At 58.4% G+C, this 26,888-nt stretch carries 28 protein-coding genes; 19 read left to right on the forward strand and 9 right to left on the reverse strand.

From position 1 onward, the window contains the following. Window positions 1–10: 10 nt before the first annotated feature. The 5 genes from IMX17_RS00840 to hisP all read left to right on the forward strand — a co-directional run bounded on the left by IMX17_RS00840 (window position 11) and on the right by hisP (window position 3,935). A complete protein-coding gene (locus IMX17_RS00840; protein ID WP_033643877.1) occupies window positions 11–583 on the forward strand; it encodes a UbiX family flavin prenyltransferase in 573 nt (190 codons plus the stop codon). A gap of 304 nt (window positions 584–887) precedes the next feature. Beyond that, window positions 888–1,670: a histidine ABC transporter substrate-binding protein HisJ gene (gene hisJ, locus IMX17_RS00845; protein WP_033643876.1), complete on the forward strand. Its 783-nt coding sequence runs from the start codon at window positions 888–890 to the stop codon at window positions 1,668–1,670. Window positions 1,671–1,752: 82 nt separating this feature from the next. After that, a complete protein-coding gene (locus IMX17_RS00850) occupies window positions 1,753–2,439 on the forward strand; it encodes a histidine ABC transporter permease HisQ (RefSeq protein ID WP_033635345.1) in 687 nt (228 codons plus the stop codon). After that, on the forward strand, window positions 2,436–3,140 hold the full coding sequence (locus IMX17_RS00855) for an ABC transporter permease (RefSeq protein WP_182264112.1): 705 nt from the start codon (window positions 2,436–2,438) through the stop codon (window positions 3,138–3,140). The genes IMX17_RS00850 and IMX17_RS00855 overlap by 4 nt, the downstream gene beginning before the upstream one ends. A 21-nt stretch (window positions 3,141–3,161) precedes the next feature. Beyond that, window positions 3,162–3,935, forward strand: a complete 774-nt coding sequence (hisP, locus tag IMX17_RS00860) for a histidine ABC transporter ATP-binding protein HisP (RefSeq protein WP_004936098.1) — start codon at window positions 3,162–3,164, stop codon at window positions 3,933–3,935. A gap of 7 nt (window positions 3,936–3,942) precedes the next feature. On the opposite strand, the gene IMX17_RS00865 is transcribed toward hisP, so the two are convergent. The 3 genes from IMX17_RS00865 to yfcG form a co-directional block, all read right to left on the reverse strand. Then, complete coding sequence (locus IMX17_RS00865) at window positions 3,943–4,857, reverse strand: TIGR01777 family oxidoreductase (RefSeq protein ID WP_182264113.1); 915 nt, start codon at window positions 4,855–4,857, stop codon at window positions 3,943–3,945. Between the two features lie 16 nt (window positions 4,858–4,873). Then, window positions 4,874–5,245: a dihydroneopterin triphosphate 2'-epimerase gene (gene folX / locus IMX17_RS00870; protein WP_025303682.1), complete on the reverse strand. Its 372-nt coding sequence runs from the start codon at window positions 5,243–5,245 to the stop codon at window positions 4,874–4,876. Window positions 5,246–5,358: 113 nt separating this feature from the next. Then, window positions 5,359–5,988 carry a GSH-dependent disulfide bond oxidoreductase gene (gene yfcG / locus IMX17_RS00875; RefSeq protein ID WP_016926886.1) on the reverse strand — a complete coding sequence of 210 codons (630 nt, stop codon included), beginning with the start codon at window positions 5,986–5,988 and terminating at the stop codon, window positions 5,359–5,361. 233 nt (window positions 5,989–6,221) lie between these two features. Here yfcG and yfcE point away from each other — a divergent pair, with 233 nt between their 5' ends. Together yfcE and yfcD are read left to right on the forward strand one after the other, a co-directional pair. After that, complete coding sequence (gene yfcE, locus IMX17_RS00880; protein ID WP_033643871.1) at window positions 6,222–6,773, forward strand: phosphodiesterase; 552 nt, start codon at window positions 6,222–6,224, stop codon at window positions 6,771–6,773. 100 nt (window positions 6,774–6,873) lie between these two features. Further along, the gene (gene yfcD, locus IMX17_RS00885; protein ID WP_004936086.1) at window positions 6,874–7,419 is read left to right on the forward strand and encodes an NUDIX hydrolase YfcD; all 546 of its coding nucleotides are present in this window, start codon (window positions 6,874–6,876) and stop codon (window positions 7,417–7,419) included. A 53-nt stretch (window positions 7,420–7,472) separates the two neighbouring features. On the opposite strand, the gene IMX17_RS00890 is transcribed toward yfcD, so the two are convergent. Further along, window positions 7,473–8,492, reverse strand: coding sequence for a LacI family DNA-binding transcriptional regulator (locus IMX17_RS00890; protein WP_033651947.1), 1,020 nt, complete (start codon window positions 8,490–8,492; stop codon window positions 7,473–7,475). A 310-nt stretch (window positions 8,493–8,802) separates the two neighbouring features. Here IMX17_RS00890 and IMX17_RS00895 point away from each other — a divergent pair, with 310 nt between their 5' ends. The 5 genes from IMX17_RS00895 to IMX17_RS00915 all read left to right on the forward strand — a co-directional run bounded on the left by IMX17_RS00895 (window position 8,803) and on the right by IMX17_RS00915 (window position 12,843). Beyond that, complete coding sequence (locus IMX17_RS00895) at window positions 8,803–9,246, forward strand: PTS sugar transporter subunit IIA (protein WP_033643869.1); 444 nt, start codon at window positions 8,803–8,805, stop codon at window positions 9,244–9,246. A gap of 92 nt (window positions 9,247–9,338) precedes the next feature. Further along, complete coding sequence (locus tag IMX17_RS00900) at window positions 9,339–9,620, forward strand: PTS sugar transporter subunit IIB (protein ID WP_025303676.1); 282 nt, start codon at window positions 9,339–9,341, stop codon at window positions 9,618–9,620. Between the two features lie 23 nt (window positions 9,621–9,643). Beyond that, a complete protein-coding gene (locus tag IMX17_RS00905) occupies window positions 9,644–11,023 on the forward strand; it encodes a PTS ascorbate transporter subunit IIC (RefSeq protein ID WP_004936074.1) in 1,380 nt (459 codons plus the stop codon). Window positions 11,024–11,036: 13 nt separating this feature from the next. After that, window positions 11,037–11,888, forward strand: a complete 852-nt coding sequence (locus tag IMX17_RS00910; protein ID WP_182264114.1) for a transketolase — start codon at window positions 11,037–11,039, stop codon at window positions 11,886–11,888. Continuing rightward, window positions 11,881–12,843 carry a transketolase family protein gene (locus IMX17_RS00915; RefSeq protein ID WP_046896318.1) on the forward strand — a complete coding sequence of 321 codons (963 nt, stop codon included), beginning with the start codon at window positions 11,881–11,883 and terminating at the stop codon, window positions 12,841–12,843. The genes IMX17_RS00910 and IMX17_RS00915 overlap by 8 nt, the downstream gene beginning before the upstream one ends. Before the next feature lie 78 nt (window positions 12,844–12,921). Here the strand turns inward: IMX17_RS00915 and IMX17_RS00920 are convergent, their stop codons facing one another. The 3 genes from IMX17_RS00920 to ackA form a co-directional block, all read right to left on the reverse strand. Next, complete coding sequence (locus IMX17_RS00920) at window positions 12,922–13,440, reverse strand: hypothetical protein (RefSeq protein ID WP_019453725.1); 519 nt, start codon at window positions 13,438–13,440, stop codon at window positions 12,922–12,924. Window positions 13,441–13,770: 330 nt separating this feature from the next. Then, a complete protein-coding gene (gene pta / locus IMX17_RS00925) occupies window positions 13,771–15,933 on the reverse strand; it encodes a phosphate acetyltransferase (RefSeq protein WP_031300545.1) in 2,163 nt (720 codons plus the stop codon). A gap of 74 nt (window positions 15,934–16,007) precedes the next feature. Continuing rightward, window positions 16,008–17,210 (reverse strand): acetate kinase, encoded by a 1,203-nt coding sequence (gene ackA / locus IMX17_RS00930; protein WP_004936063.1) that lies wholly within the window; start codon window positions 17,208–17,210, stop codon window positions 16,008–16,010. 358 nt (window positions 17,211–17,568) lie between these two features. Here ackA and yfbV point away from each other — a divergent pair, with 358 nt between their 5' ends. The 4 genes from yfbV to IMX17_RS00950 all read left to right on the forward strand — a co-directional run bounded on the left by yfbV (window position 17,569) and on the right by IMX17_RS00950 (window position 21,263). Further along, complete coding sequence (gene yfbV, locus IMX17_RS00935; protein WP_004936061.1) at window positions 17,569–18,024, forward strand: terminus macrodomain insulation protein YfbV; 456 nt, start codon at window positions 17,569–17,571, stop codon at window positions 18,022–18,024. Window positions 18,025–18,164: 140 nt separating this feature from the next. Beyond that, window positions 18,165–18,659, forward strand: coding sequence for a YfbU family protein (locus tag IMX17_RS00940; protein ID WP_033643864.1), 495 nt, complete (start codon window positions 18,165–18,167; stop codon window positions 18,657–18,659). Between the two features lie 17 nt (window positions 18,660–18,676). After that, window positions 18,677–19,333, forward strand: coding sequence for a sugar phosphatase (locus IMX17_RS00945; RefSeq protein ID WP_033643863.1), 657 nt, complete (start codon window positions 18,677–18,679; stop codon window positions 19,331–19,333). Between the two features lie 97 nt (window positions 19,334–19,430). Beyond that, a complete protein-coding gene (locus tag IMX17_RS00950) occupies window positions 19,431–21,263 on the forward strand; it encodes an SLC13 family permease (RefSeq protein WP_046896320.1) in 1,833 nt (610 codons plus the stop codon). Between the two features lie 27 nt (window positions 21,264–21,290). Here IMX17_RS00950 and yfbR read toward each other — a convergent pair whose 3' ends face one another. Continuing rightward, the gene (gene yfbR / locus IMX17_RS00955) at window positions 21,291–21,890 is read right to left on the reverse strand and encodes a 5'-deoxynucleotidase (protein WP_015378582.1); all 600 of its coding nucleotides are present in this window, start codon (window positions 21,888–21,890) and stop codon (window positions 21,291–21,293) included. A gap of 107 nt (window positions 21,891–21,997) precedes the next feature. After that, window positions 21,998–23,212 carry a pyridoxal phosphate-dependent aminotransferase gene (locus tag IMX17_RS00960; protein ID WP_019453720.1) on the reverse strand — a complete coding sequence of 405 codons (1,215 nt, stop codon included), beginning with the start codon at window positions 23,210–23,212 and terminating at the stop codon, window positions 21,998–22,000. Between the two features lie 856 nt (window positions 23,213–24,068). Between IMX17_RS00960 and lrhA the strand changes: the two genes are divergently transcribed. The 3 genes from lrhA to IMX17_RS00975 all read left to right on the forward strand — a co-directional run bounded on the left by lrhA (window position 24,069) and on the right by IMX17_RS00975 (window position 26,848). Beyond that, a complete protein-coding gene (lrhA, locus tag IMX17_RS00965; RefSeq protein WP_046896321.1) occupies window positions 24,069–25,013 on the forward strand; it encodes a transcriptional regulator LrhA in 945 nt (314 codons plus the stop codon). Between the two features lie 707 nt (window positions 25,014–25,720). Beyond that, complete coding sequence (gene nuoA / locus IMX17_RS00970; protein WP_004936040.1) at window positions 25,721–26,158, forward strand: NADH-quinone oxidoreductase subunit NuoA; 438 nt, start codon at window positions 25,721–25,723, stop codon at window positions 26,156–26,158. Window positions 26,159–26,173: 15 nt separating this feature from the next. Beyond that, window positions 26,174–26,848, forward strand: coding sequence for an NADH-quinone oxidoreductase subunit B family protein (locus IMX17_RS00975; protein WP_004936039.1), 675 nt, complete (start codon window positions 26,174–26,176; stop codon window positions 26,846–26,848). The last annotated feature ends 40 nt before the right edge of the window (window positions 26,849–26,888 follow it).

The following is a 26,888-nucleotide window of genomic DNA, read 5'->3' on the forward strand; positions in this document are numbered from 1 at the left end:
GCCATTCTTCATGAAACGACTCATCATCGGCATTTCCGGCGCCAGCGGCGCTATCTACGGCGTGCGCCTGTTACAGGTCTTGCGCGACGTCGCAGAGGTGGAAACCCATTTGGTGATGAGCAACGCTGCAAGGCAGACGCTGGCGTTGGAAACGCCGTACAGTCTGCGTGAAGTGCAGGCGCTGGCCGATGTGGTTCACGATGCGCGCGATATCGCCGCCGCCATCTCTTCCGGTTCCTTCAAAACCCTGGGCATGGCGATTTTGCCTTGTTCAGTCAAAACGCTGTCCGGCATCGTCAACAGCTACAGCGACGGACTGCTGACCCGCGCCGCCGACGTGGTGCTGAAAGAACGCCGCCGCCTGGTATTGTGCGTGCGTGAAACGCCGTTGCACCTTGGGCACCTGCGGCTGATGACGCAGGCGGTGGAAATGGGTGCAGTGATCATGCCCCCGGTGCCGGCGTTTTATCACCAGCCGAAAAGCGTGGAAGACATCATCGATCAGACCGTCAATCGGGTGATCGATCAGTTTGATATCGAATTGCCGGCCGATCTGTTTACCCGTTGGCAGGGCGCTGATTAACATTTTCATCCCCAAATTGGTACATTTGTGCAACACCGCACTGAATTAGGGCGGCGCATGCACCATAATGATCCCACTTCATCACGTTCACTGTTTCATGGCGCCGTCCTGTCGCGGCTGCCAGTGGCGCGGCCCCGAGCGGCCGATTTAATTTTGCGGTTATCGTCCCAGGAAACAGTATTGTGAAGGCCGGAGCCGTTCCCTCCGCCCGTAGCACCTAATGTGGCACGATTACTGCAAATTGATTTGGTGGGGAAAAGTAATGCCCGTAGTGGCATCAAAAAAATCAATTTGAGGGTAATTTATGAAAAAGCTGGTTAAGGTTCTTCCTTTAGTCTTGGCTTTGGCGGCCGCAAACAGCGCATTCGCCGCTATCCCATCGACATTGAAGATCGGTACCGATCCGACTTATGCGCCGTTTGAATCCAAAAACGCCAAAGGCGAGCTGGTCGGCTTCGATATCGATTTGGCCAAAGAGCTGTGCAAACGCATAAATACCCAATGCACCTTCGTGGAGAGCGACTTTGACGCGCTGATCCCATCCCTCAAGGCGAAAAAGATCGACGCTATCATCTCTTCGCTGTCCATCACCGAAAAACGCCAGCAGGAAATCGCCTTTACCGACAAGCTGTATGCCGCCAACGCCCGCCTGATCGCGCCGAAGGGGTCTAAGCTGTTGCCTACCGTGGATGCGTTGAAAGGCAAGAGCGTGGGCGTGCTGCAGGGCACGACCCAGGAAGCCTACGCCAACGCCATGTGGCAGCCGAAGGGCGTCACCGTGGTGCCTTATCAGAACCAGGATCTGGTCTACGCCGATCTGGCCTCCGGGCGTATCGATGCCGCCTTCCAGGATGAAGTGGCGGGCAGCGATGGCTTCCTGAAACAGCCGCCGGGCAAAGACTATGCGTTTGCCGGCGAATCGGTGAAGGATGACAAATTCTTTGGCGTCGGCACCGGCATGGGGCTGCGCAAAACCGATACCGAGCTGAAAGCGGCGCTGGACAAAGCCTTCGCCGAGATGCGCAAAGACGGCACCTACGATAAATACGCGAAAAAGTACTTCGACTTCGACGTCTACGGCGGCTAATCCGCTAACCGTTCCATGCTGTGACTGCGGGGCCGGTGCACCGGCTCCGATGGTTCGGATCCTAGACGACAGGGTGAAGTAGATGCTGCAAGGCTATTCCCAACTGATTTTCGAGGGGGCTCTGGTGACGCTGGAGTTGGCCCTCAGTTCCGTATTGTTGGCGGTGGTGATCGGGTTGATCGGCGCCGGCGGCAAACTCTCCCACAACCCCCTTATTTCCGGCCTGTTCGGCGCTTACACCACGCTGATCCGCGGCGTGCCCGATCTGGTGCTGATGCTGCTGATTTTTTATGGTCTGCAAATCGCCTTGAACAACATCACCACGCTGCTCGGTTTCTCGCAGATCGATATCGATCCGCTCGGTGCCGGCATCATTACTCTCGGCTTTATTTACGGCGCGTACTTTACCGAAACCTTCCGCGGCGCCTACTTGGCGGTGCCGAAAGGGCAGATTGAGGCGGCGACGGCCTACGGCTTCAGCGGCGCGCAGATCTTTCGGCGCATTTTGTTCCCGGCGATGATGCGCTTCGCCTTGCCGGGCATCGGCAACAACTGGCAGGTGATCCTGAAGGCGACGGCGCTGGTGTCTATCCTTGGCCTGAACGACGTGGTGAAAGCCACGCAGTTGGCGGGGAAAGGCACCTATCAGCCGTTCTTCTTCGCCATCGTAGCCGGCGTGGTTTACCTGATTTTTACTACCGTTTCCAACGGCGTGCTGCTGTGGCTTGAACGGCGTTACTCACTGGGCGTCAAGAGGGCCGAGCTATGATCGATATCCTGCAACAGTACTGGCAGTCGCTGCTGTGGAGCGACGGCTACCGTTTCACCGGCGTGGCGGTCACGCTGTGGCTGCTGATCGCCTCTGTGGTGATGGGCGGGCTGCTGGCGATCCCGATGGCGGTGGCGCGCGTCTCTTCCCTTCGCTGGGTGCGTTTCCCGGTATGGCTCTACACCTACGTGTTTCGCGGCACGCCGCTGTACGTGCAGTTGCTGGTGTTCTACTCCGGCATGTACAGCCTGGAAATCGTGCGCGGCAGCGAGTTTCTCAACGCGTTTTTCCGCAGCGGGCTCAACTGCACCATCCTGGCGCTGACGCTCAACACCTGCGCGTATACCACCGAGATTTTCGCCGGGGCGATCCGCTCGGTGCCGCACGGTGAAATCGAGGCCGCCAACGCCTACGGTTTCTCGCGCTTCAAGATGTATCGCTGCATCATTTTGCCTTCGGCGCTGCGCACCGCGCTGCCGGCCTACAGCAACGAAGTGATCCTGATGCTGCACTCCACCGCGCTGGCGTTTACTGCCACCGTGCCGGATCTGCTGAAGATTGCGCGCGACATCAATGCCGCGACCTATCAGCCGTTTTACGCTTTCGGCATTGCGGCGGTGTTGTACCTGATCATCTCCTACGTGTTAATCAGCCTGTTCCGCAAAGCTGAAAAACGCTGGATGGCACACGTTAGTCACTGATAAATGACGGGAAGAAAAACCATGTCTGAGAATAAATTAGCCGTCACTGAACTGCACAAACGCTATGGCGATCACGAGGTGCTGAAGGGCGTCTCGCTAGCGGCCAACGCCGGGGATGTGATCAGCATCATCGGCTCCTCCGGCTCCGGCAAAAGCACCTTTCTGCGCTGTATCAACTTCCTCGAGAAGCCGAGCGAAGGCTCGATCAGCCTGAACAACGAAGATATTCGCATGGTGCGCGACAAGGACGGCCAGCTGAAGGTATTCGACAAGAAGCAGCTGCAGCTGCTGCGCACCCGCCTGACCATGGTGTTCCAGCATTTTAACCTGTGGAGCCATATGACGGTGCTGGAGAACGTGATGGAGGCGCCGGTGCAGGTGCTGGGGCTGAGCAAGGCCGACGCGCACGAGCGCGCGGTGCGCTACCTGGATAAAGTGGGCATCGACGAGCGGGCGCGCGGCAAGTACCCGGTGCACCTGTCGGGCGGCCAGCAGCAGCGCGTCTCTATTGCCCGCGCATTGGCGATGGAGCCGGAGGTGCTGCTGTTTGACGAACCGACGTCGGCGCTGGATCCCGAGCTGGTGGGCGAGGTGCTGCGCATCATGCAGAAGCTGGCGGAGGAGGGGAAAACCATGGTGGTGGTGACGCACGAAATGGAATTTGCGCGCCACGTTTCGAACCACGTGATCTTCCTGCACAAAGGGTTGATCGAAGAGCAGGGCCCGCCGGCCGAGCTGTTCGGCAATCCCAAAAGCCCGCGCCTGCAGCAGTTCCTGTCCGGCGCGTTGAAGTAACCTCAGATCAGCGGGCTTCGGCCCGCTGATTGACAACGTCATCCAATGCCTGTTCCAGCTCCAGATAACGGAAGTGGAAACCGGCCTCTTCCAGGCGCTTCGGCACCGCCCGCTGGCCGCCGAGCACCAGCACCGCCGCTTCCCCCATCAACAGCCGCATGACGAACGCCGGCACCCGCAGAAACGCCGGGCGATCGAGCACGTTGGCCAATTGGGCGGCGAATTGCTCGTTGTGCACCGGGTAAGGAGCCACCATGTTGAACGGGCCGCTCAGGGTGGCGTGATCCAGCAGATAAATAATGCCGTTGACCATGTCTTCGAGGTGGATCCACGGCAGGTATTGGCGACCGTCGCCGATCGGGCCGCCGAGCCCGAAGCGGAACGGCGGCAGCATTTTGGCCAGCGCGCCGCCCTGTGGCGCCAGCACCACGCCGGTGCGCAGCAGGCAGACGCGGGTGGTGTCGCTTTGCGCCTGCAGCGCCAGCGCTTCCCAGCGCTGACACAGCTGGTGGGTGAATTCGTCGTGCGGCGGCTCCTCTTCGGTCACCACCGCCTGCCCCTGATCGCCGTAGTAGCCGACGGCGGAACCGGAAATCAGCACGCCGGGGGGCGTGCTGCCGGCTTTGATCAGCTTCGCCAAGCGTTCGGTCAGATCCCAGCGGCTGCGGCACAGCCGCTCTTTCTGCTGCGCACTCCAGCGCTTGTCGGCGATAGGTTCGCCGGCCAGGTTGATCACCGCGTCGAATTCATCCAGCGATTGCCGGTCGTCCAGCGTTCGCCAATAGCTCGGCCGATCACCCAGTCGGGCTCGGGCTCGCCGTTCGTCTCGGGTCAGCACCGTAATGTGGTGAGAAAGCGCCAGCAGTCTTGCCGTCAGGCTGCTGCCTATCAATCCCGTTGCGCCGGTGATCAGGATCCGCATGGTCGACCTCCCTGAATTAGTCCCGGCGGTAGCTCATGGTCATGGAAACCGAGTCGGCGTAGCGCAGGGCCAGAAGTTTATCTATCTCCACTTCAGCATAGGTCACCCAGGCGTGTTCTTTTACGATATCGAGCACATCCTGCGTTAATTTTTCCAGCAACGCGAAACGGTTATCTTCCACATGGCGGATGATCGCTTTAGTGATGGTGCGGTAGTTGAGCGCATCGGCGATATCTTCGCTGTTGCGCGCCTTGTCCGCCGGGTAGTGGATCACCACGTTGATCAGGACGTCCTGTCGGTTGTTGATTTCCTCTTCCTTGATACCGATGAACGTGCGCAGCCGCAGATTTTTAATGCGAATAACGGCGTCGGGTTGACTGAAAGACATCAGAGATTCTCCATAGGTCTGATTATTAGCGTTCAGAATACACGGAAAGTAGGGAAATGATAACGCAGGGACGATGTGACTCCCCGGCCGATGGGGAGTCAGTCGGGGGGCACTTAGGCTTGTTCGGCCAGTTTGTAGGCGCGCTCGGTCGCCGGGCGATTGCTGATGCGCTCGAACCAGTTGCGCACCGCCGGGTAATCCGCCAGATCGATGCGCTGGCGCGGATGCGACACGACCCACGGGTAGGTGGCGATATCGGCGATGCTGTAGTTGTCGCCGCCCAGGTACGGGTGTTTTTGCAGTTCAGCTTCCAGCACGCCGTACAGCCGCTTGGTCTCCAGATGATAACGCTCGATGGCGTAAGGCACCGGCTGCGGCGCGTAGTGGTTAAAGTGGTGATTCTGCCCGAGCATCGGCCCGAATCCGGCCACCTGCCAGAACAGCCACTGCAGGGTAGCGGCGCGTTCGCGCAGGCCTTTGCTCAGCAGCTTGCCGGTCTTCTCCGCCAGATACAGCAGGATTTCCCCGGATTCGAACAGGCTGATCGGCGCGCCGCCGTCCACCGGTTGCTGATCGACGATCGCCGGGATTTTGTTGTTGGGAGAAATGCTCAGAAAGTCCGGCTTGAACTGCTCGCCGGCGCTGATGTTTACGCGATGGATACGGTAGGGTAAGCCGACCTCTTCCAAAAACAAGGTGATCTTGTGACCATTGGGAGTAGGCGCGTAATACAGGTCAATCATGTTGCCTCCTGCGGTAAGGTGATCTGTAATTCATTACACGTTGCTGCGGTCTTCGCCGCGCACAAAGGTATATCAGAGATCCAACAATAGCAGCTAAGGATAGCAGGCTATGTGGGATTCGTCCGATGCTATCTGCGCAGTTGGATCACAATTCTCCACCGGGGCGGGCGGCGGTTTGCCGCACGTCGCCGGCGCGGTAAAATGGCGCTTATTTCCCTCTATAGGACAAGGTTATGAAGCTGATGTTCGCCTCGGATATCCACGGTTCGCTGCCGGCTACCGAACGCGTGCTGGAATTGTTCGCACAACACGGCGCCGACTGGTTGATTCTTCTGGGTGATTTGCTGAATCACGGCCCGCGCAACGCGCTGCCCGCCGGGTATCAGCCCGCTCAGGTTGCCGAACGATTGAATCGCTATAGCGACAAGATCATCGCCGTTCGCGGCAATTGCGACAGCGAGGTCGATCAGATGCTGCTGACGTTTCCCATCGAGGCGCCCTGGCAACAGGTTTTACTGCAAAAAAGACGATTGTTTTTGACCCACGGTCACCTTTATCATCCCTCGGCACTGCCGCCGTTATCCTGCGGTGACGTCCTGGCCTATGGCCATACGCATCTGCCGCAGGCGGAGCGGCAGGGTGAGATCTATTGCTTCAATCCGGGCTCGGTCAGCATCCCGAAAGGGGGCTTTCCCGCCAGCTACGGCATGTTGGAAAGCGGCACTTTGCGCGTGCTGACGCTCGACGACGGCAAGGTCGTCGCGGAGGTGGCGTTAACACGCTAAACGCACTAATTTATACACACACAATAAAAATCTTTGAAAAACACTCATTGATTAACCAGCGCGCGGGATTGCATCGCGCCAAAATAGAAGGTTTTAGAGGATGGCGGAACAGGGTCAGGCTGCAGATACCGAGTGGGTTGATATCGTCGACGAGCAAAACGAGGTGATTGCTCAATCCAGTCGTCAACAGATGCGGGCGGAGCGGCTGCGTCATCGTGCTACCTATATTGTGGTGCATGATGGGATGGGAAAAATTCTGGTGCAGCGTCGCACCGAGATCAAGGACTTCTACCCGGGCTGGCTGGACGCGACGGCGGGCGGCGTAGTGCAAAGCGGTGAAAACGTGCTGGATTCGGCGCGGCGCGAGGCGGAAGAGGAGCTGGGCATCGCCGGCGTGCCTTTCGCCGAGCACGGTCTGTTCTACTTCGAGGAAGAGCAGTGCCGGGTGTGGGGCGCGCTGTTCAGCTGCGTATCGCACGGGCCGTTCGCGCTGCAGGAAGAAGAAGTGGCCGAGGTGTGCTGGCTGACGCCGGAAGAGATCACCGCCCGCTGCGACGAGTTTACCCCGGATTCGCTGAAGGCGCTGTCGCTGTGGCTGACGCGCAACAATGAACAGGATTACGGCAAGCCGCTCGACAATCACTGAGCCGCCTGCGCATGGAAAAGCCGGTCATCGACCGGCTTTTTTTACGGGCGGATTCAGCAGCTGTCGCGGCGGCACAGCGTGGCGGGCAGGGAGCCTGGCGGCTGCCAGGGATGCTCGTTCAGCCGCGCCAGCAGCGCCTGGCCGGCCTGAATGCCGATGTCGCGATGCGGAATGGTCATGGTGGTCAGCGGCGGCTGGCACACCCGGCTGAACTCGCTGTTGCCAAAGCCCACCACCGCCAGATTGTCCGGCACCTTGATGCGCCGCCGCTGGCATTCATACAGCACGCCGCCCGCCAGTTCGTCCGACGCGCACACCAGCGCGTCCAGCTCCGGCCAGGCCAGCAAGAATTCCGGCAGCTGCTGCGCGCCGGTGCTGAAGCTGGCGGGCTGCGCGGCGTTGATGACCCGATGCGGCGACATATGGTTGCGCAGCAGCGCCTTGTGCCAGCCCTGCAGGTGCTGCTGGAAAATCCACTGCTCCTGATTGGCGCACAGCAGCCCGATATTCTGGTAACCGCTGGCGATCACCGTTTGCGTCAGCTGATACATGGCCGCCACGTAATCGATGCCGATGCTCATGTCGATCGGATCGGCGCGTACGGCGCCGATCTCCACCACCGGAATGTTGGCGGCGATCAACGCGTTGCGGGCATTTTGCGAATGCTCGACGCTGAGCAGCACCGCCGCCGCCAGGTTGTAAGAGAGCAGCGTCTCCAGCAGTTTCTCCTCGCGTTCCAGGTGGTGCTGCGACTCCGCCAGCATGATGTGATAGCCGGCGGGCTGCAGCACTTTCTGCAGGCCGGCGAACATCTCGGCGCAGCCGGATTCGGACAGGCTGGGCACCACCATGGCGATGGTGTAGGACGAGGCCGAGGCCAGCGAGCTGGCGGCCAGATTGGGCAGATAGCCCAGCTCGTTTACCGCCGCGTCTATCTTCTCGCGCAGTTTGTCCGAAACCTGTTCCGGCGTGCGCAGCGCGCGCGACACCGTCATGGTGCCGACGCCCGCCAGCTGCGCTACGTCAGCCAACGTCACCCTGCCTGTGCTGCGGCGTTTTTTACCGATCGACATGCCTAATCCCGACTGAAATGCGCGCGCGGCGCACAAAGATTGTGAGGGTGGGAAGCCGACGGCGCGGCTTCGACGATCCCAGTATGCGGCACATTCTACCCCGTAACCCGGAAGAGCGAGAAAAAATTGTGGTTAACGCCGCGCCGCGGCATAGCGTTTTGATAGCGCTATCACAGTTCTGCATGATAACGCTTTGGTAGCGCTATCTTTGTGATGCCAATCACTGTGCAGCCGAGAGGGGTTGATTAAAGTTTTACCGTCGTCGGTGAATTAATCACCGGCCGAAACCATCAACGCTTGGGAGGGTAACGTGCTGAAAGAATGGCTGACCGCCGATCATATACAGCTGTGCGAACGGGTGGAGGACTGGCGCCAGGCGGTAACGCTGAGCGCGCAACCGCTGCTGCAACGCGGCGTGATTACGCCGAATTACCTGACGGCCATCTTTCATCAGCAGGAGCAGCTTGGCCCCTACTTCGTCTTGGCGCCGGGCATCGCGATGCCGCACGCGCGGCCGGAGCAGGGCGCCAACGCGCTGGGGCTGTCGCTGCTGAAGATCCACCAGGGCGTGAATTTTCATTCTGCGGATAACGATCCGGTTCAGGTGGTGGTGATGCTTTCCGCACCCGACGGCAACAGTCACATTGAAATGATTTCGCAGTTGGCGGAATTATTTTCCGATAACACGGCGATGGAGGCGTTATTTCACGCCACAGATAAACGGCAAATTGAGGATATTATCGCCCGCTATTAACGTTTAATCACCAGGAACATTATTAATGCCCATAACGTCGGGAATATTCCTGGCGGCGCTACCCTACACGCTAAATTCAACAGGTGGATATCATGAAAATCATGGCGATTTGCGGTTCAGGTCTCGGCAGCAGCTTTATGGTGGAAATGAACATTAAAAAGGTGCTGAAAAAGATGGGGGTGGAGGCCGAGGTCGAACACTCCGATCTGTCGTCCGCCACTCCCGGCGCCGCCGACGTGTTCGTGATGGCGAAAGACATCGCCGACAGCGCCAGCGTACCGGCCGAGCAGCTGGTGGTGATCAGCAACATCATCGACATTAATGAGCTGGAAGCCAAGCTGCGCGCTTACTTCGAAGCCCACTCAATCATCTGAATAAAACGATTGGCGAGGTGGATATGTTTATCCAGGAAACGCTTAAGTTTGTGGTGGATATATTAAAGGTGCCTTCGGTACTGGTCGGGCTTATTGCGCTGATCGGTTTGCTGGCGCAAAAGAAATCGTTTTCCGACGTGGTGAAAGGCACGGTAAAAACCATTCTCGGCTTTATCGTGTTGGGCGGCGGCGCCACGGTATTGGTCGGGTCGCTCAATCCGCTGGGCGGCATGTTCGAACACGCGTTTAATATTCAGGGCATCATTCCGAATAACGAAGCTATCGTCTCCATCGCGCTGGAGAAATACGGCGCTTCCACCGCGCTGATCATGGCGTTCGGCATGGTGGCGAATATCGTGGTGGCGCGCTTTACCCGATTGAAATACATCTTCCTCACCGGCCACCACACCTTTTACATGGCCTGCATGATCGGCATCATCCTGACGGTGGCGGGCTTCGAGGGCGTACAGCTGGTGTTCACCGGCGCGCTGACCCTGGGGCTGGTGATGGCGTTCTTCCCGGCGATCGCCCAGCGCTATATGCGCCGCATCACCGGCAACGACGATATCGCCTTCGGCCACTTCGGCACCCTGGGCTACGTGCTGTCCGGTTGGATCGGCTCGAAAGTGGGGAAAAACTCGCGCTCGACCGAAGAGATGAACCTGCCGAAAAACCTCAGTTTCCTGCGCGACAGCTCCATTTCGATCTCGATGACCATGATCGTCATCTACCTGATCCTGGCGATCTGCGCCGGGCGGGCCTATGTGGAAAGCGAGCTCAGCGGCGGCCAGAACTACCTGGTGTATTCAATAATCCAGGCCATTACCTTCGCCGCCGGGGTGTTCATCATCCTGCAGGGCGTGCGCTTGATTCTGGCGGAGATCGTGCCGGCGTTCACCGGCTTCTCGGAAAAACTGGTGCCTAACGCGCGGCCGGCGCTGGATTGCCCGGTGGTGTATCCCTATGCCCCCAACGCGGTGCTGATCGGCTTCCTGTTCAGCTTCCTCGGCGGGTTGGCCGGGCTGTTCCTGCTGGGGCAACTGAAGATGGTGCTGATCCTGCCCGGCGTGGTGCCGCATTTCTTCACCGGCGCTACCGCCGGGGTGTTCGGCAACGCCACCGGCGGGCGGCGCGGCGCGATGCTGGGCGCTTTCGCCAACGGTCTGCTGATCACCTTCCTGCCGGTGCTGCTGTTGCCGGTGCTGGGGGCGCTGGGCTTTGCCAACACCACCTTCTCCGACGCCGACTTCGGCGCGATCGGCATCCTGCTGGGCAACATGGCGCGCTTTATGTCGAAAGAGATGATCATGCTGGCGATTGTCGCCGTGTTCGCGCTGCTGGTGGCGCATAACTTCCTGGGAAAACGCAAAGGCGCGCCGGCCGCTGACCGCGTCGAGAAATAACGAGGGCAGAGTGATGAATGACACAACGAGCGAAATGGAAATTGAAGAGCTGCGCGCCCTGGCGCGCGCCATCCGCCTGGAAACCTTGAAGGCGTTGACCGGGCTGGGGTTTGGCCACTACGGCGGCTGTATGTCGGTGGTCGAGACGCTGGCGGTATTGTACGGCGGCGTGATGCGCATCGATCCGGCGGATCCGGACTGGCCGGAGCGCGATGACTTCGTGCTGTCGAAGGGGCACGCCGGCCCGGCGCTGTACAGCACGCTGGCGATCAAGGGTTACTTCCCGCTGGCGGAGTTGCAAACCCTCAATCAGAACGGCACGCGCCTGCCGAGCCATCCGGACCGGCTGCGCACGCGCGGCGTGGATGCCACTACCGGCTCGCTGGGGCAGGGCGTGTCGATCGCCGCCGGCATGGCGCTGTCCCATCGGCTGGCGGGGCGCCGCAATCGGGTGTTCAGCATCCTCGGCGACGGTGAACTGAATGAAGGGCAGTGCTGGGAGGCGTTCCAGTTTATCGCCCACCATAATCTGAACAACCTGACGCTGTTTATCGATTACAACAAACAGCAGCTGGACGGCGCGCTGGACGAGGTGATCCAACCGTTCGATCTGGCCGCCAAGTTCCGCGCTTTCGGCTTTGAGGTGCAGGCCATCAAGGGCGACGACATTGCGGCGCTGTTGGCGGCGGTGAGGCCGGCGCGCGGCGGAGAACAGCGGCCGCTGGCGATCGTGCTCGACAGCATCAAGGGACAGGGGGTGACCTATTTGGAAAACCTGTCGAACTCACACCACCTGCGCCTGACGCCGGACGTGCAGCAGGAGATTGAAAAAGCCATCGCCGAACTGGAGGCCGCCCATGTTTAACGTAGTGACGCAGTTGGAAAACGACGCCGTCGAAATGCGCAAAGTCTATGCCGGCGCGGTGCGGCGGCAGATTGAAGCGGGCGCGCCGATCATCGCGCTGGAGGCGGACCTGATGAGCTCCATGGCGATGGACGGCGTGCACAAGGATCACCCGCAGCACGTGATTAACTGCGGCATCATGGAGGCCAACGTGATTGGCGTCGCCGCCGGACTGTCGCTGACCGGCCGGGTGCCTTTCGTGCACACCTTTACCGCCTTCGCCAGCCGCCGCTGTTTCGATCAGCTGTTCATGTCGCTGGATTATCAGCGCAACAACGTCAAGGTGATCGCTTCCGACGCCGGGGTGAGCGCCTGCCACAACGGCGGCACCCACATGTCGTTCGAGGATATGGGCATCGTGCGCGGGCTGGCGCACTCGGTGGTGCTGGAAGTGACCGACGCCACCATGTTCGCCGACATTCTGCGCCAGCTGATGGATCTGCGCGGCTTCTACTGGGTGCGCACCATCCGCAAGCAGGCGACGCGCATCTACCAGGACGGCTCGCGCTTTACCATCGGCAAGGGCAACCTGCTGCGCGACGGCGACGATATCACGCTGATCGCCAACGGCATCATGGTGGCGGAGGCGCTGAAGGCGGCGGAGATGCTGGCGCGGCAGGGCGTGAGCGCGGCGGTGATCGATATGTTCACCCTCAAGCCTATTGACCGTGAACTGATCAAAACCTACGCGGCCAAGACCGGACGCATCGTCACCTGTGAAAACCACAGCATTCATAACGGGCTGGGGTCGGCGGTGGCGGAGGTATTGGCTGAGGAATGCCCGACGCCGATGCGGCGTGTGGGGGTGAAGGAGCGTTACGGCCAGGTGGGCACCCAGGCGTTTTTACAGCAGGAGTACGGCCTGACCGCCGAGCACATTCTGGAGGCTGCCAAGCAGCTGCTGGCGCAGCATTAGAAAAGGCCAAGACGCCGGTCAGTGACCGGCGTTGCCTGATGGATAAGGCCATGAAACGTCGCCAAGGCAACGCGCGCCTTAACGCGGAGAATAGGTGTGTCGGTTGTTATATTCGGTATTGGGCGTGACAACGCCGAAAAACGCGTTGTGGACCCACATCTTGCAGTTATTGCAACACGGCGCGATCCTCCCATCCCCGTTGAAAGCAACGCAGTAGTAATGACGTGGGTGCAGATTGCGAGCATAAAGCTCAAGCCATACATGGGCTTCGGCACATGCGGTAAAAGGCCGCGCTTCAACTTCCTTTTTACCGCTCCACGGCAGAATCAGCCGCTGGCTTTTTTTCTCTTTCGCCTGCAGTTCTGCAATATATCGGTCAAATAGGGAGGCGTCATGCGTGATGCCTGCGCTGTGGCCCACGAAGCGGGTTAATCCCGATACCTCTCTTTTTCCCCTCGTCAGAGAGAAAGCCAGCGCCAGCATTCTGTTCGTTGTGGGGCCGAGCCGGTCGATCTTCCAGAGGTAGGAATCGTAATTAATGGCATTGTTAATGAGCGTTTTGGCTATTTTCTCAACGGACTGACCAGTGTGTGCCATAGGGTAAACCTTCAGGTTTTTTTATGAGTGTGCATAGTGTCTAGCACAAAACCCAGTCATCAGAATAAGGCGGGCCTTTAATTAAGAGTATTCTTATTTTGCGGCGGAACAGGAGTGTCTCGCTGGCGATATTGCGGCTATTTGTTTGTTTCTACGGAAATTTGTGCGCATTCAGCGTGAGGAAGGCAGCGAGCTTCGCCCGCTTGAGAGAGACATGACTTCCTCTTGAGAATAAAAAAAGCACCGCTCAATATGCTTGAGCGGTGCTTTATTGTTTACGCCAATACTCATTATCCACCACCCCGTCCGGAACGGGGCGTTAATGGGCTATCAGGCCTTGGCGGCGGCGGCGTCAGCCTGGGAAGACTGGATCGCCGTCAGCGCGACGGTGTAGACGATATCGTCAACCAGTGCGCCGCGCGACAGGTCGTTCACCGGCTTGCGCATGCCTTGCAGCATCGGCCCGATGGAGACCAGGTCAGCGGAACGCTGTACCGCTTTGTAGGTGGTGTTGCCGGTGTTCAGATCCGGGAAGATGAACACGGTCGCCTGGCCGGCCACCGGCGAGTTCGGCGCCTTGGACTTGGCGACGTCGGCCATGATGGCGGCGTCGTACTGCAGTGGGCCGTCGATGATCAGATCCGGGCGTTTTTCCTGCGCCAGACGGGTCGCTTCGCGCACTTTCTCTACGTCGCTGCCCGCACCAGAGTTGCCGGTGGAGTAGGAGATCATCGCCACGCGCGGCTCGATGCCGAAGGCTGCGGCGGAATCCGCAGACTGGATGGCGATTTCAGACAGCTGCTCGGCGGTCGGATCCGGGTTGATCGCGCAGTCGCCGTAGACCAGTACCTGGTCAGGCAGCAGCATGAAGAACACGGAGGAGACCAGCGAGCTGCCCGGTGCGGTTTTGATCAGCTGCAACGGCGGACGGATGGTGTTGGCGGTGGTGTGAACCGCGCCGGAGACCAGGCCGTCGACTTCGCCTTGTTCCAGCATCAGGGTGCCGAGCACCACGTTGTCTTCCAGCTGCTCGCGCGCGACCACTTCGGTCATGCCCTTGCTCTTACGCAGCTCAACCAGACGCGGCACGTAGTTTTCACGCACGGCGACCGGATCGACGATTTCGATGCCTTTGCCCAGCTCAACGCCTTGCGCCGCCGCGACGCGCTGGATCTCGTCCGGGTTGCCGAGCAGCACGCATTCCGCGATGCCGCGTTCGGCGCAGATGGCCGCCGCTTTCACGGTGCGCGGCTCGTCGCCTTCCGGCAGCACAATGCGCTTGCCGGCTTTACGCGCCAGCTCGGTCAGTTCGTAACGGAACGCCGGTGGAGACAGGCGGCGTGAACGCTCGGAGGTGGCGGTCAGCGAGTCGATCCACTCGGTGCTGATGTGGCTGGCCACATAGTTCTGCACTTTCTCGATGCGCTGGTGGTCGTCCGCCGGCACTTCGAGGTTGAAGCTCTGCAGGCTCAGCGAGGTTTGCCAGGTGTTGGTGTCAACCATGAACACCGGCAGGCCGGTTTGGAAGGCGCGTTCGCACAGCTTCTTGATCGGCTCGTCGATGGCGTAGCCGCCGGTCAGCAGGATGGCGCCGATTTCCACGCCATTCATCGCCGCCAGGCAGGCGGAGACCAGCACGTCAGGGCGGTCTGCGGAGGTCACCAGTAGGGAGCCTGGGCGGAAGTGTTCCAGCATGTGCGGGATGCTGCGCGCACAGAAAGTCACGGACTTCACGCGGCGGGTCATGATGTCACCTTCGTTGACCACGCGGGCCTTCAGGTGGCGAGCCATGTCGATGGCGCGGGTGGCGATCAGATCGAAACTCCACGGCACGCAGCCCAGAACCGGCAGCGGGCTGTTGGCGAACAGCTGTGCAGGATCGACGTGGGCGATGCTGGCCTTGGTGGAGTCGTCGAAGATTTCGGACAGGTCAGGACGGGTGCGGCCCTGATCGTCGACCGGCGCGTTCAGCTTGTTGATGATAACGCCGGTGATGTTTTTGTTCTTGCTGCCGCCGAAGCTGGTGCGCGCCAGTTCGATGCGCTCTTTCAGCTGCGCCGGGGAGTCGTTGCCCAGCGCCAGCACGAAGACGATCTCGGCGTTCAGGGTTTTGGCGATCTCGTAGTTCAGCGCGTTGGCGAACTGATGCTTGCGGGTCGGCACCAGGCCTTCGATCAGCACCACTTCCGCGTCTTTGGTGTTCTCGTGGTAACGCGCCACGATCTCTTCCATCAGCACGTCTTGCTGGTTGGAGCTCAGCAGGCCCTCAACGTAGTCCATGCGCAGCGGTTCGGCCGCCGTAATGGTGGAGTTGCTGCTGCGGATGATGGTGGTGGTCTGGTCGAGTGCGTTGTCGCCGGTGCGCGGTTGAGCGATAGGCTTGAACACGCTCAGACGAACGCCTTTTTGCTCCATGGAGCGGATGACACCCAGGCTGACGCTGGTCAGGCCGACGCTGGTGCCGGTGGGGATCAACATAATAGTACGTGACACAGAATAGTCCTCTTCACGATTAACATGAGGCTAAAACAACACCGTCAGCCTGGGCTGACGGTGTTTTGAGAGCATTACGCGGTCAGGCGGGATGCGTCCTGCGCGATGACCAACTCTTCGTTGGTCGGGATAACCAGCGCCAGGCGGCTGCCGTCTTTGGTGATGGCGCCGGATTTGCCGAAGCGAGCGGCCATGTTGCGGTCGTGGTCGATTTCGAAGCCCAGCAGGCCCAGTTTGTTCAGGGTCAGCTCACGCACCATGCCGGCGTTCTCGCCGATGCCGCCGGTGAAGATCACCGCGTCCAGACGGCCTTCCATCAGCGCGCTGTAGGCGCCGACGTATTTGGCCAGACGGTGGCAGAACACGTCCATGGCGCGTTTGGCGTCGGCTTTGCTGTCGTAGTTGTCTTCAACGTAACGGCAGTCGCTGGTGACTTCGGTCAGGCCCAGCAGGCCGGATTCTTTGGTCAGCATCTTGTTGATCTGGTCAACGCTCATGCCCAGAGAATCGTGCAGGTGGAAGATGATAGCCGGATCGATGTCACCGCTGCGGGTGCCCATCACCAGGCCTTCCAGCGGGGTCAGACCCATGGAGGTGTCAACGCACTGGCCGTTGCGCACTGCGGTGACGGAACCGCCGTTGCCCAGGTGGCAAGTGATCACGTTCACTTCTTCTACCGGCTTGTTCAGCATCTTCGCGGCTTCTTGAGTTACGTAGAAGTGGCTGGTGCCGTGTGCGCCGTAGCGGCGAACGCCGTGGTCGCGGTACAGGCTGTACGGCAGGGCGTACAGGTAAGATTCTTCCGGCATGGTCTGGTGGAACGCGGTGTCGAACACGGCAACGTTCTTGTCAGCCAGGTGAGGGAAAGATTTCAGCGCTTCCGCGATGCCGATCAGGTGAGCTGGGTTGTGCAGTGGTGCAAACGGCACGGAATCTTTGATACCCTGCAGAACTTCGTCGTTGATTACGGCGGAAGCGGTGAACTTCTCGCCGCCGTGCACGATGCGGTGGCCGATAGCGGTCAGCTGCGCAGAAAGCTCTGGTTTTTGTGCCAGAATAGTATTAACAATGAAGTTCAGCGCTTCGCTGTGTGCAGCGCCGGCCCCCAGGGCAGCTTCGTGTTTGGCGCCGTCCATTTTCCACTTGATGCGAGCTTCAGGCAGGTGGAAACACTCGGCCAAACCGGAGAGGAATTCGTCGCCGTTAACGGCATCGATGATGGCGAATTTCAGAGAAGAACTGCCGCAGTTAAGAACCAGTACTAGCTTACTCGACATGGAAGTACCTACTTAAATAGTCGTGTTGTTAAAAGAAAATCGAACACACGTGGTGAATTAATCGTCAATCAGACAACAAGCGTAGCGCATAGTGCCGATGACATTTATGATTAACATCATGTGAAGAGCACAAATCACAGGATGATGGAAAAACCGATGATTTCTCTGCGGTTTAAATAATCTTGATTTTTATAGGGCTAAAAGTTGACAAAATTTACGTCATCTTCTACCGGCCACAAGGCCGGCTTAGGATACCGATAGCCCGGTGCAAACACAAAATAAATTTAAAGCTTCAAATTTTTTAGTATGGGCTCTGGCAGCACGCTTTTAGTTTCTTTACGTGACGTTGAGGTACGCAATGACGAGCAAACCGTCCGGTTCCGTAAGCTGGTTTCAGGTCTTCCAGCGCGGGCAGCATTATATGAAAACCTGGCCGTCAGACAAACGTCTGGCACCGGTCTTTCCGGAGAACCGCGTTGCGCGTGCCACCCGTTTCGCTATCCGTTTCATGCCGCCGTTGGCGATTTTCACGCTGACCTGGCAGATCGCGCTGGGTGGCCAGCTCGGTCCGGCGATCGCCACCGCGCTGTTCGCCTGCAGCCTGCCGATGCAGGGCTTGTGGTGGCTGGGGCGCCGCTCGGTCACGCCGCTGCCGCCGACGCTGCTGCAATGGTTCCATGAGGTGCGCAACAAGCTGACGGAAGCCGGGCAGGCGGTGGCGCCGCTCGAGGGCACGCCCACCTATCAGACGTTGGCCGATCTGCTTAAGCGCGCCTTCAAGCAGTTGGATAAAACCTTCCTCGACGATCTGTAATGAAAAGGCCGCGCTGATGCGGCCTTTCTCGTGAAAGCGCCAATAACCCCGGTTTAAATCAAAGAACGGTCGAGTTGTGATTTCCTGCGTTCTTGCGCTGTGCGATGCTCCCGCCATCATACAGAAATGAGGAAATCCTGATGGAAATGACCCATGCCCAGCGCCTGATCCTGTCGAATCAGTACAAGATGATGACGCTACTCGATCCGGACAACAGCGATCGTTATCGCCGGTTGCAAACCATCGTCGAACGCGGCTTCGGCTTGCAAATGCGCGAGCTGGATCGCGACTTCGGCGAACTGAGCGAAGAGGTGTGCCGCACCATCATCAACGTGATGGAGATGCACCATGCGCTGCAGGTTTCCTGGGGCAATCTGAAAGAGAAGCAGGGGCTGGACGAGCGCCGCCTGGCGTTTCTCGGCTTCGACGCCGCCACCGAGGCGCGCTACCTGAGCTATGTGCGTTTCCTGGTCAATACCGAGGGGCGCTATACTCACTTCGATTCCGGCAGCCACGGTTTCAACGCCCAGACCAAAATGTGGGAAAAATACCAGCGTATGCTGGCGATCTGGCTGGCCTGCCCGCGCCAGTATCACTTGAGCGCCGTTGAGATAGCGCAAATCATCAATGCTTGATTAAAAAGAGGTTTTCTGTGGAGTGTAAGGGTTTTCTGTTCGATCTTGATGGCACCCTGGTGGATTCGCTGCCGGCGGTAGAGCGCGCCTGGACGCACTGGGCCGAGCGTCGCGGCGTCGATCCGCAAGCGGTGCTGGACTTCATTCACGGTAAACAGGCCATTACTTCTCTGCGCCACTTTATGCCGGGTGAAAGCGAAGCGGAAATTCAGCGCGAGTTCCAACTGCTGGAGCAGGTGGAAGCGCAGGATACCGAAGGCGTTCGCGCGCTGCCGGGCGCCATCGCGTTGTTGGAGCGCCTGAACGCGCTCGGCATCCCTTGGGCGATCGTCACCTCCGGTTCGGTGCCGGTGGCCGGCGCTCGCCGCCAGGCCGGCGGTTTGCCGCAGCCGGCGGTGTTCATCACCGCCGAGCAGGTTAAACACGGCAAGCCTCAGCCCGATGCCTACCTGCTGGGCGCCGAACGTCTGGGGCTGGCGCCGCACGAGTGCGTGGTGGTTGAAGACGCGCCGGCCGGCATTCTTTCGGGGCTGGCGGCGGGCTGCCAGGTGATTGCGGTCAACGCGCCGGCCGACGCGCCGAAGCTGGAGCAGGTCGACCTGCGGCTGGATTCGCTGGCGCAGATCGCCGTCGATAAAACGGCGCAGGGCGCGATCGTTCGCCTACTGGCCTGAGTGGCATTATCTTCACCCTAATTGATTAGACCCCGCCTTTGCGGGGTTTTTTTATGCTATTTTTTAAGCCCTTGGACATTTGCCGGATGAGGCCGTTTTGAACAGCGAATTACTGTGGGTGCTGAGTTTACTGCTGATTGCCATCGTGCTGTTTACCACCAACAAGCTGCGCATGGACGTGGTGGCGCTGTTGGTGATCATCGCCTTCGTGCTGAGCGGCACGCTCAGCCTGCAGGAGGCGACGATCGGGTTCAGCGATCCCAACGTGATTCTGATCGCCGCGCTGTTCGTGATCGGCGAAGGGTTGGTGCGCACTGGAGTGGCCTATCAGGTGGGCGACTGGCTGGTCAAAGTGGCCGGCAGCAGCGAAACCAAAATGTTGATGCTGCTGATGGTGACGGTCGCCGGGCTGGGGGCGTTTATGAGTTCGACCGGCGTGGTGGCGATCTTTATCCCGGTGGTGCTCAGCGTGACGGCCAGAATGAAGATCGCGCCGGGGCGGCTGATGATGCCGCTCAGCTTCGCCGGGCTTATCAGCGGCATGATGACGTTGGTGGCCACGCCGCCCAATATGGTGGTCAACAGCGAGCTGGTGCGCGAAGGCATCCATGGTTTCGGTTTCTTCAGCGTGACGCCGATCGGCCTGGTGGTGCTGGCGCTGGGCGTCGGCTACATGCTGATCGCCCGGCGTTGGCTGGGCAGCGGTGACGCGGGCAAAGCCGGCGACGGCTGGCAGCGCCGCACCTTCCGCGATTTGATCCGCGATTACAGACTGACCGGCCGCGCGCGGCGGCTGGCTGTCCGCAGCGCTTCGCCGCTGATCGGGCGTTCGCTGGATGAACTGCACCTGCGTGCGCGCTACGGCGCCAACGTGGTGGGCATCGAGCGCTGGAAACGCTTCCGGCGGGTGATGGTCAGCGCCTCCGGCAGCACCGAACTGCGCGAGGGTGACGTCCTCTTGATCGACATGTCGGACAGCCAGATCGATCTGCGCGAATTCTGCGGCGAACAGCGGCTGGAGCCGATGGTGCTGCGCGGCGATTACTTCTCGGAACAGTCGCGCAACGTCGGCATGGCGGAGGTTTCGCTGATCCCTGACTCGGCGCTGCTGGGCAAAAGCCTGCGCGAAGCGGCGTTCCGCAGCCGCTACGATCTGAACGTGGTGGGCATCCGCCGCCACGGCGAGACGCTGGGCGGCAAACTGGTGGACGAGCCGCTGGAGCTGGGCGACATTTTGCTGGTGATCGGCGACTGGAAGGCGATCCGTCAACTGCAGGCCAAAACCCACGACTTTATCGTGCTCAACTTGCCGGCCGAAGTGGACGAAGTGGCGCCGGCCATCACGCAGGCGCCGCACGCGCTGTTTTGCCTGGCGTTGATGGTGGCGATGATGCTGACCGACGAAATCCCCAACCCGATCGCGGCGCTGATCGCCTGTTTGCTGATGGGCAAATTCCGCTGTATCGACATGGAGAGCGCTTATAAATCGATCCATTGGCCGAGCATCATTTTGATCGTCGGCATGATGCCGTTCGCGCAGGCGCTGCAAAAGACCGGCGGGGTCAGTCTGATCGTCAGCGGGCTGATGGATGTCGCCGGCGGCGCGGGGCCGCGCGTGATGCTGCTGTGCCTGTTCGTCTTGTGCGCGACTATCGGGCTGTTTATTTCCAACACCGCGACGGCGGTGCTGATGGCGCCGATCGCCATCGCCGCCGCGCGCGAAATGGGGGTATCGCCATACCCGTTTGCGATGATTATCGCCATCGCCGCGTCCGCCGCCTTTATGACGCCGGTCTCTTCACCGGTCAACACGCTGGTGCTGGGGCCGGGCAATTACAAGTTCGGCGATTTCGTGCGTCTCGGCGTGCCGTTCACCCTGCTGGTGATGGCGGTCAGCGTGATTGTGGTGCCGTGGCTCTATGGTTTTTAACGGCGCAGCGAGGCTGCGCCGGCGGGGTTACAGCGAACTGTCGAGGCTGATTTCGTCCAGCGACAGGCTGAAGCTGGGAATGAACACTTCCATGAAGTAGTCCATCTCCGGGCTGCGGCGCTGTTCCAGGGTTTTATCCAGCCTCGCCTTGGCCAGGGTGAATTCGTTGTTGCCGGCAGACAGCTCTTCCAGGCATTTCAGGTAGGCGCACAGCGCGTCAGCCTGCTTCACCACCTGCTTTTCATCTTCGCTGTAATAATGCTCATCGAGAATGGTGCGAAAATCGTTGCGCAGCTCCGCCGGGATCATGTCCAGCAGCTTTTGCTGGGCGATCTTTTCAATCTTCTTGTACTCATGGGCGATCTGCGGATTGTAGTATTTGATCGGCGTCGGCATGTCGCCGGTGATCACTTCGCTGGCGTCATGGTACATCGCCAACAGCGCAACGCGGTCGGCGTTGAGGTTGCCGTTGAATTTGCGGTTCTTGATCACCGCCAACGCGTGGGCGACAAAGGCCACCTGCAGACTGTGTTCGGAGACGTTCTCGGTGCGCACGTTGCGCATCAGTGGCCAGCGGTTGATCAGTTTCAGGCGGGACAGATGGGCGAAGAAATGGCTCTGACTCATGGTGCTCTCTTTAACGGCAAGTGAGGGCCCCATTGTGAAGCAGTGTCGGCGAATTTTGCAACCGGGCTGTGAGGGAAGGGCGCAGCGAGGCGCTGCGCCCCTGATGATTATTGGTGATAGCCTTCCAGGAAGCGGCCCAGCTTGCCGACCGCCATTTCCAGTTCGTCAACGCGCGGCAGGGTGACGATGCGCACGTGATCCGGGTAAGGCCAGTTGAACGCGGAGCCCTGCACCAGCAGCACTTTTTCCTGCAGCAACAGATCCAGCACCAGCTTCTGGTCGTCGTGGATGTTGAAGCGTTTGGCATCGATGCGCGGGAACATGTACAACGCGCCCTGCGGCTTCACGCAAGAGACGCCCGGGATGTCGTTGAGCAATTCCCAGGTGCGGTTGCGCTGTTCGTACAGGCGGCCGCCGGGCTGAATGAATTCGCTGATGCTCTGATAACCGCCCAGCGCGGTCTGAATCGCGTGCTGCATCGGCACGTTGGCGCACAGGCGCATCGAAGCCAGCATCTCCAGCCCTTCGATATAGCCTTTGGCGTGCTTTTTCGGCCCGTTCAGCACCATCCAGCCCTGGCGGAAGCCCGCCACGCGGTAGGTCTTCGACAGGCCGTTGAAGGTCACGGTCAGCAGATCCGGCGCCAGCGCGGCGATAGAGTGGTGCTCTGCTTCGTCGTACAGGATCTTGTCGTAGATCTCGTCGGCGAAGATGATCAGGTTGTGTTGACGGGCGATCTCGACGATCTGTTCAAGCAGCGCTTTGCTGTAGACCGCACCGGTCGGGTTGTTCGGGTTGATGATCACGATGCCGCGGGTGCGCGGGGTGATCTTGCTGATGATGTCGTCCAGATCCGGGAACCAGCCGGCCTGCTCATCGCACAGGTAATGTACGGCCTTGCCGCCGGACAGCGACACCGCGGCGGTCCACAGCGGGTAATCCGGTGCCGGCACCAGCATTTCGTCGCCGCTGTTGAGCAGCGCCTGCATGGACTGAACGATCAGCTCGGAGACGCCGTTGCCAATGTAGATATCCTCAACGGTCACGTCACGCATGTTGCGCGCCTGATAGTGCTGCATGATCGCTTTACGCGCCGAGAAGAGGCCTTTGGAATCGGAGTAGCCTTGCGCCGTGGGCAGATTGCGGATCACGTCGACCAGGATTTCGTCCGGGGCGTCGAAGCCGAACGGGGCAGGGTTGCCGATGTTCAGTTTCAGGACTTTATTGCCTTCTTCTTCAAGACGTTTAGCTTCTTTAAGCACCGGGCCGCGAATGTCATAGCAGACGTTGTCCAGTTTGCTGGATTTCTCAATGGGGGACATAAAAAGTTGAGCCTTTTGCTGGGATAGGGGCGCTCCTACCGTGGGACGCCGCAACCCGCCCAATGTACTCCTGGCGTAGTTGCTTTTGAAGGGTTTTGCACGCCTTTGGTGCAAATGCATGTCGTAACGGGGGATTTTAGTTATGATAAGCAAAGGTAAAGTTATTTTGTGGTTCATAATTTCATGAACTATAATTTTACTAGGGTTTTGTTCTGTTAAATCGCGCGTCGTTCAACGCGACGCGCTGGCGTCGGCGCCTGGGCGTGGAGAACTGATAAGCCGAAAGGGAGAATGGTTTTCAGTAACTGTAAAGGAACGATAATACCGGAGTTGTCTGATAGCGGGTTGTCAGATGACACACCACACTAAGAAAATTGGCATATTTACATAAGCTTTACTTTATATTTTATCTTAAGAATTGTTTATGTGGTTATGAGAATATTATTTAAAGTAAAAATCTTACTGATTGAATTTATTAAATTCATTGCGTGGTGATACGAAGTCGATGCCGTTAATTATTTATATTTCTTGCTCGTAAATGCAGTCTGAACGCCAGTTGATAAGGGTTATCAGTAGCACGAATGGAGTGGAAATTAGGCAGTATGAATGAGTAAAATCTCAGGCCCGGTGGGGGTTTTCCCCGTATGCCGGCATTTAGTCCCCCGCGTTCTATAAGCAGCATCGATAGATCGCATTTCAAAAAGCGATAGAGGTAACGAATCATAAGTAATTTTTTTGCCCTCCACTTATGAGTGGGGTACTGTCATAACAGGCTCCGTCCTTTTTCAACGGCGTCTGAGAAACACACCAGGGTAGTAGTTCGTAAATTAGAATTTAAAAAAGTGAAGAATACACTATGACAACTGCAAATCGTCCGATACTTAATCTCGACCTCGATCTGCTAAGAACCTTTGTTGCGGTTGCTGATTTGAATACTTTCGCAGCGGCGGCTGTCGCCGTTTGCCGAACTCAATCAGCCGTCAGCCAACAAATGCAGCGATTAGAGCAACTGGTCGGCAAAGAACTGTTTGCCCGCCATGGGCGCAACAAACTTCTGACTGAGCATGGTATTCAGCTTCTCGGTTATGCCAGAAAAATCCTGCGCTTTAACGATGAAGCCTGTACCTCTCTGATGTACAACAATATTAAAGGTGTTCTGACCATCGGCGCTTCCGACGACACCGCCGATACCATTCTGCCTTTCCTGCTGAACCGCGTAACTGCCATCTATCCGAAGCTGGCGATTGACGTGCGCGTGAAGCGCAGCACGACGATGGTCGATCTGCTGGAAGAGGGCGAGATCGATCTGGCGGTGACCACGGCCGATCCCGCAGGGCATCCGCACATCGTGCTGCGCACGTCGCCGACGTTGTGGTACTGCGCCGCCGATTACCATTACCAGGCCGGCGAGCCGATCCCGCTGGTGGTGATGGACGAGCCAAGCCCGTTCCGTTCGCTGGCGATCAAGCAGTTGGACGAAGCCGGCATCCCGTGGCGCATCGCCTACGTCGCTTCCACGTTGTCCGCGGTGCGGGCGGCTTGCAAGGCCGGCCTGGGCGTGACCGCGCGGCCGATCGAGATGATGAGCCCTGACCTGCGGGTGCTGGGCGCAGCGGAAGGTTTGCCGCCGTTGCCGGATACCCAGTATGCGCTGTGCAAAAACGCGCAGTGCAGCAACGAGCTGGCGATGGCCATCTTCAGCGCGATGCAGGGCGGCAATGACGGCTATGGCTTTAACGGCGCGGAAGGCGGTCTCCAGAGCGATCAGGATGACGCCAGCCTGGTGGACGAAGAAGAATAACGCCTCGGCGCGATATCTGATGAAAACCTCTGCTTCGGCGGAGGTTTTTTTTGTCCTTTTTTTACCTAAAGTTGTATTTATATGTGTTTAGATGGTTTTTTAACTTTAGTTGGCTATTTTGTTAACTTTTAAGCGTTACTGAAAAGAGAGTTTGGCCGGGTTTAATACGCCAGGTGCGTTTTTTGAGCAATAAGATTGAATGGGTTAAAGGCATGGTAATAGCAGGGTTATTTTGTTAGCTTATAGCGGCCGTTTTTGCGGCTCAAATTGAGGAAAATTGTTAAAGGCCCACACTTTTTTTGAGGATTTATGCTGAGAACGTGTCCTGGATCAAAAAAATACCCCTAGGTAGTGAGTGGAAGAACAGGGAATTCCTGAGACAATGGTATAGTAAAACTGAAATGTGCATGTTGGTTTATATCTATCTGTTTCTACACAAAAATTAACTGACACGATTTAGCCAGCCCTTGGCGCATCAAATGTTAATCAAATGATACGTATGTAAACTAGTGTGTAGATACTTTTGTCAAAGTTGACAAAAGGTTATAGAAAGGAGTAAAAAGCCCACAGAAAAACGCTGCCTAACTCGCTGTAAAAGCAGTTTGTTTGTGTGGTTATTTATCCTTCCCTTAAATCGATGTGGCGCACTAACTGCCGGTGACAAGAGCAGTGCGATCGACGCCACTTTTGATGAGTAAGCATAGAGTATGTCAACAACCACTGAAGTTATCGCTCATCACTGGGCGCTCGCCGTATTTCTCGTTGTGGCTATCGGGCTCTGCGGCTTAATGCTGCTGGGTGCGTTCTTCTTGGGCGGGAGAGCCCGGGCGCGCGCCAAACACACCCCGTTTGAATCAGGCATCGACTCGGTCGGCACGGCGCGCATGCGTTTGTCCGCCAAGTTCTACCTGGTGGCCATGTTCTTCGTTATTTTCGACGTTGAAGCCTTATACCTGTATGCCTGGTCGGTCTCGATTCGCGAGAGCGGCTGGGTAGGCTTTATCGAAGCCGCCATTTTCATTTTGGTGCTATTGGCCGGTCTGGTTTATCTGGTGCGCATCGGCGCGTTGGATTGGACTCCGGCGCGTTCCCAACGCCGCAGCAAACCGAGCACGATCACTAACACCAACAGTCATCCGCAGTAACAGCGAGGCATTAAGATGGACTATACGCTCACCCGCATAGACCCGAACGGTGAGAACGACCGTTATCCCCTGCAAAAACAGGAGATCGTCGCCGATCCCCTGGAACAACAGGTCCACCGCACGGTTTACATGGGTAAACTCGAGCATGCGCTGCATGACATGGTGAACTGGGGGCGTAAAAACTCTATTTGGCCGTATAACTTCGGCCTTTCGTGCTGTTACGTGGAGATGGTGACGTCGTTTACCGCCGTTCACGACGTGGCGCGTTTCGGTGCGGAAGTGTTGCGCGCCTCCCCGCGTCAGGCTGACCTGATGGTGGTGGCCGGCACCTGCTTCACCAAGATGGCCCCGGTCATCCAACGCCTGTACGAGCAGATGCTGGAACCGAAGTGGGTGATTTCGATGGGTGCCTGCGCCAACTCCGGCGGCATGTACGACATCTATTCCGTGGTGCAGGGCGTGGATAAGTTCCTGCCGGTTGACGTGTACATTCCCGGCTGCCCACCGCGTCCGGAAGCCTACATGCAAGCGCTGATGCTGCTGCAGGAATCTATCGGCAAAGAACGTCGCCCGCTGTCGTGGGTTGTCGGCGATCAGGGCGTTTACCGCGCCAATATGCAGTCTGAAAGAGAGCGTAAACACGGCGAGCGCATCGCGGTGACCAACCTCCGGACGCCTGACGAGATTTAAGACGTTCATTTAACGTCCATCTTAGTGCGCTATTGGTTAA

This window comes from Serratia sp. X3, from assembly GCF_014982455.1.
Lineage (GTDB): Bacteria > Pseudomonadota > Gammaproteobacteria > Enterobacterales > Enterobacteriaceae > Serratia > Serratia ureilytica.

Excerpts from the sequence above, each read along its gene's own strand:
- IMX17_RS00840 (WP_033643877.1), top strand. The coding sequence starts at position 11 with ATGAAACGACTCATCATCGGCATTTCCGGCGCCAGCGGCGCTATCTAC.
- hisJ (WP_033643876.1), top strand. The coding sequence starts at position 888 with ATGAAAAAGCTGGTTAAGGTTCTTCCTTTAGTCTTGGCTTTGGCGGCC.
- IMX17_RS00850 (WP_033635345.1), top strand. The coding sequence starts at position 1,753 with ATGCTGCAAGGCTATTCCCAACTGATTTTCGAGGGGGCTCTGGTGACG.
- IMX17_RS00855 (WP_182264112.1), top strand. The coding sequence starts at position 2,436 with ATGATCGATATCCTGCAACAGTACTGGCAGTCGCTGCTGTGGAGCGAC.
- hisP (WP_004936098.1), top strand. The coding sequence starts at position 3,162 with ATGTCTGAGAATAAATTAGCCGTCACTGAACTGCACAAACGCTATGGC.
- IMX17_RS00865 (WP_182264113.1), bottom strand. The coding sequence starts at position 4,857 with ATGCGGATCCTGATCACCGGCGCAACGGGATTGATAGGCAGCAGCCTG.
- folX (WP_025303682.1), bottom strand. The coding sequence starts at position 5,245 with ATGTCTTTCAGTCAACCCGACGCCGTTATTCGCATTAAAAATCTGCGG.
- yfcG (WP_016926886.1), bottom strand. The coding sequence starts at position 5,988 with ATGATTGACCTGTATTACGCGCCTACTCCCAATGGTCACAAGATCACC.
- yfcE (WP_033643871.1), top strand. The coding sequence starts at position 6,222 with ATGAAGCTGATGTTCGCCTCGGATATCCACGGTTCGCTGCCGGCTACC.
- yfcD (WP_004936086.1), top strand. The coding sequence starts at position 6,874 with ATGGCGGAACAGGGTCAGGCTGCAGATACCGAGTGGGTTGATATCGTC.
- IMX17_RS00890 (WP_033651947.1), bottom strand. The coding sequence starts at position 8,492 with ATGTCGATCGGTAAAAAACGCCGCAGCACAGGCAGGGTGACGTTGGCT.
- IMX17_RS00900 (WP_025303676.1), top strand. The coding sequence starts at position 9,339 with ATGAAAATCATGGCGATTTGCGGTTCAGGTCTCGGCAGCAGCTTTATG.
- IMX17_RS00905 (WP_004936074.1), top strand. The coding sequence starts at position 9,644 with ATGTTTATCCAGGAAACGCTTAAGTTTGTGGTGGATATATTAAAGGTG.
- IMX17_RS00910 (WP_182264114.1), top strand. The coding sequence starts at position 11,037 with ATGAATGACACAACGAGCGAAATGGAAATTGAAGAGCTGCGCGCCCTG.
- IMX17_RS00915 (WP_046896318.1), top strand. The coding sequence starts at position 11,881 with ATGTTTAACGTAGTGACGCAGTTGGAAAACGACGCCGTCGAAATGCGC.
- IMX17_RS00920 (WP_019453725.1), bottom strand. The coding sequence starts at position 13,440 with ATGGCACACACTGGTCAGTCCGTTGAGAAAATAGCCAAAACGCTCATT.
- ackA (WP_004936063.1), bottom strand. The coding sequence starts at position 17,210 with ATGTCGAGTAAGCTAGTACTGGTTCTTAACTGCGGCAGTTCTTCTCTG.
- yfbV (WP_004936061.1), top strand. The coding sequence starts at position 17,569 with ATGACGAGCAAACCGTCCGGTTCCGTAAGCTGGTTTCAGGTCTTCCAG.
- IMX17_RS00940 (WP_033643864.1), top strand. The coding sequence starts at position 18,165 with ATGGAAATGACCCATGCCCAGCGCCTGATCCTGTCGAATCAGTACAAG.
- yfbR (WP_015378582.1), bottom strand. The coding sequence starts at position 21,890 with ATGAGTCAGAGCCATTTCTTCGCCCATCTGTCCCGCCTGAAACTGATC.
- IMX17_RS00960 (WP_019453720.1), bottom strand. The coding sequence starts at position 23,212 with ATGTCCCCCATTGAGAAATCCAGCAAACTGGACAACGTCTGCTATGAC.
- lrhA (WP_046896321.1), top strand. The coding sequence starts at position 24,069 with ATGACAACTGCAAATCGTCCGATACTTAATCTCGACCTCGATCTGCTA.
- nuoA (WP_004936040.1), top strand. The coding sequence starts at position 25,721 with ATGTCAACAACCACTGAAGTTATCGCTCATCACTGGGCGCTCGCCGTA.
- IMX17_RS00975 (WP_004936039.1), top strand. The coding sequence starts at position 26,174 with ATGGACTATACGCTCACCCGCATAGACCCGAACGGTGAGAACGACCGT.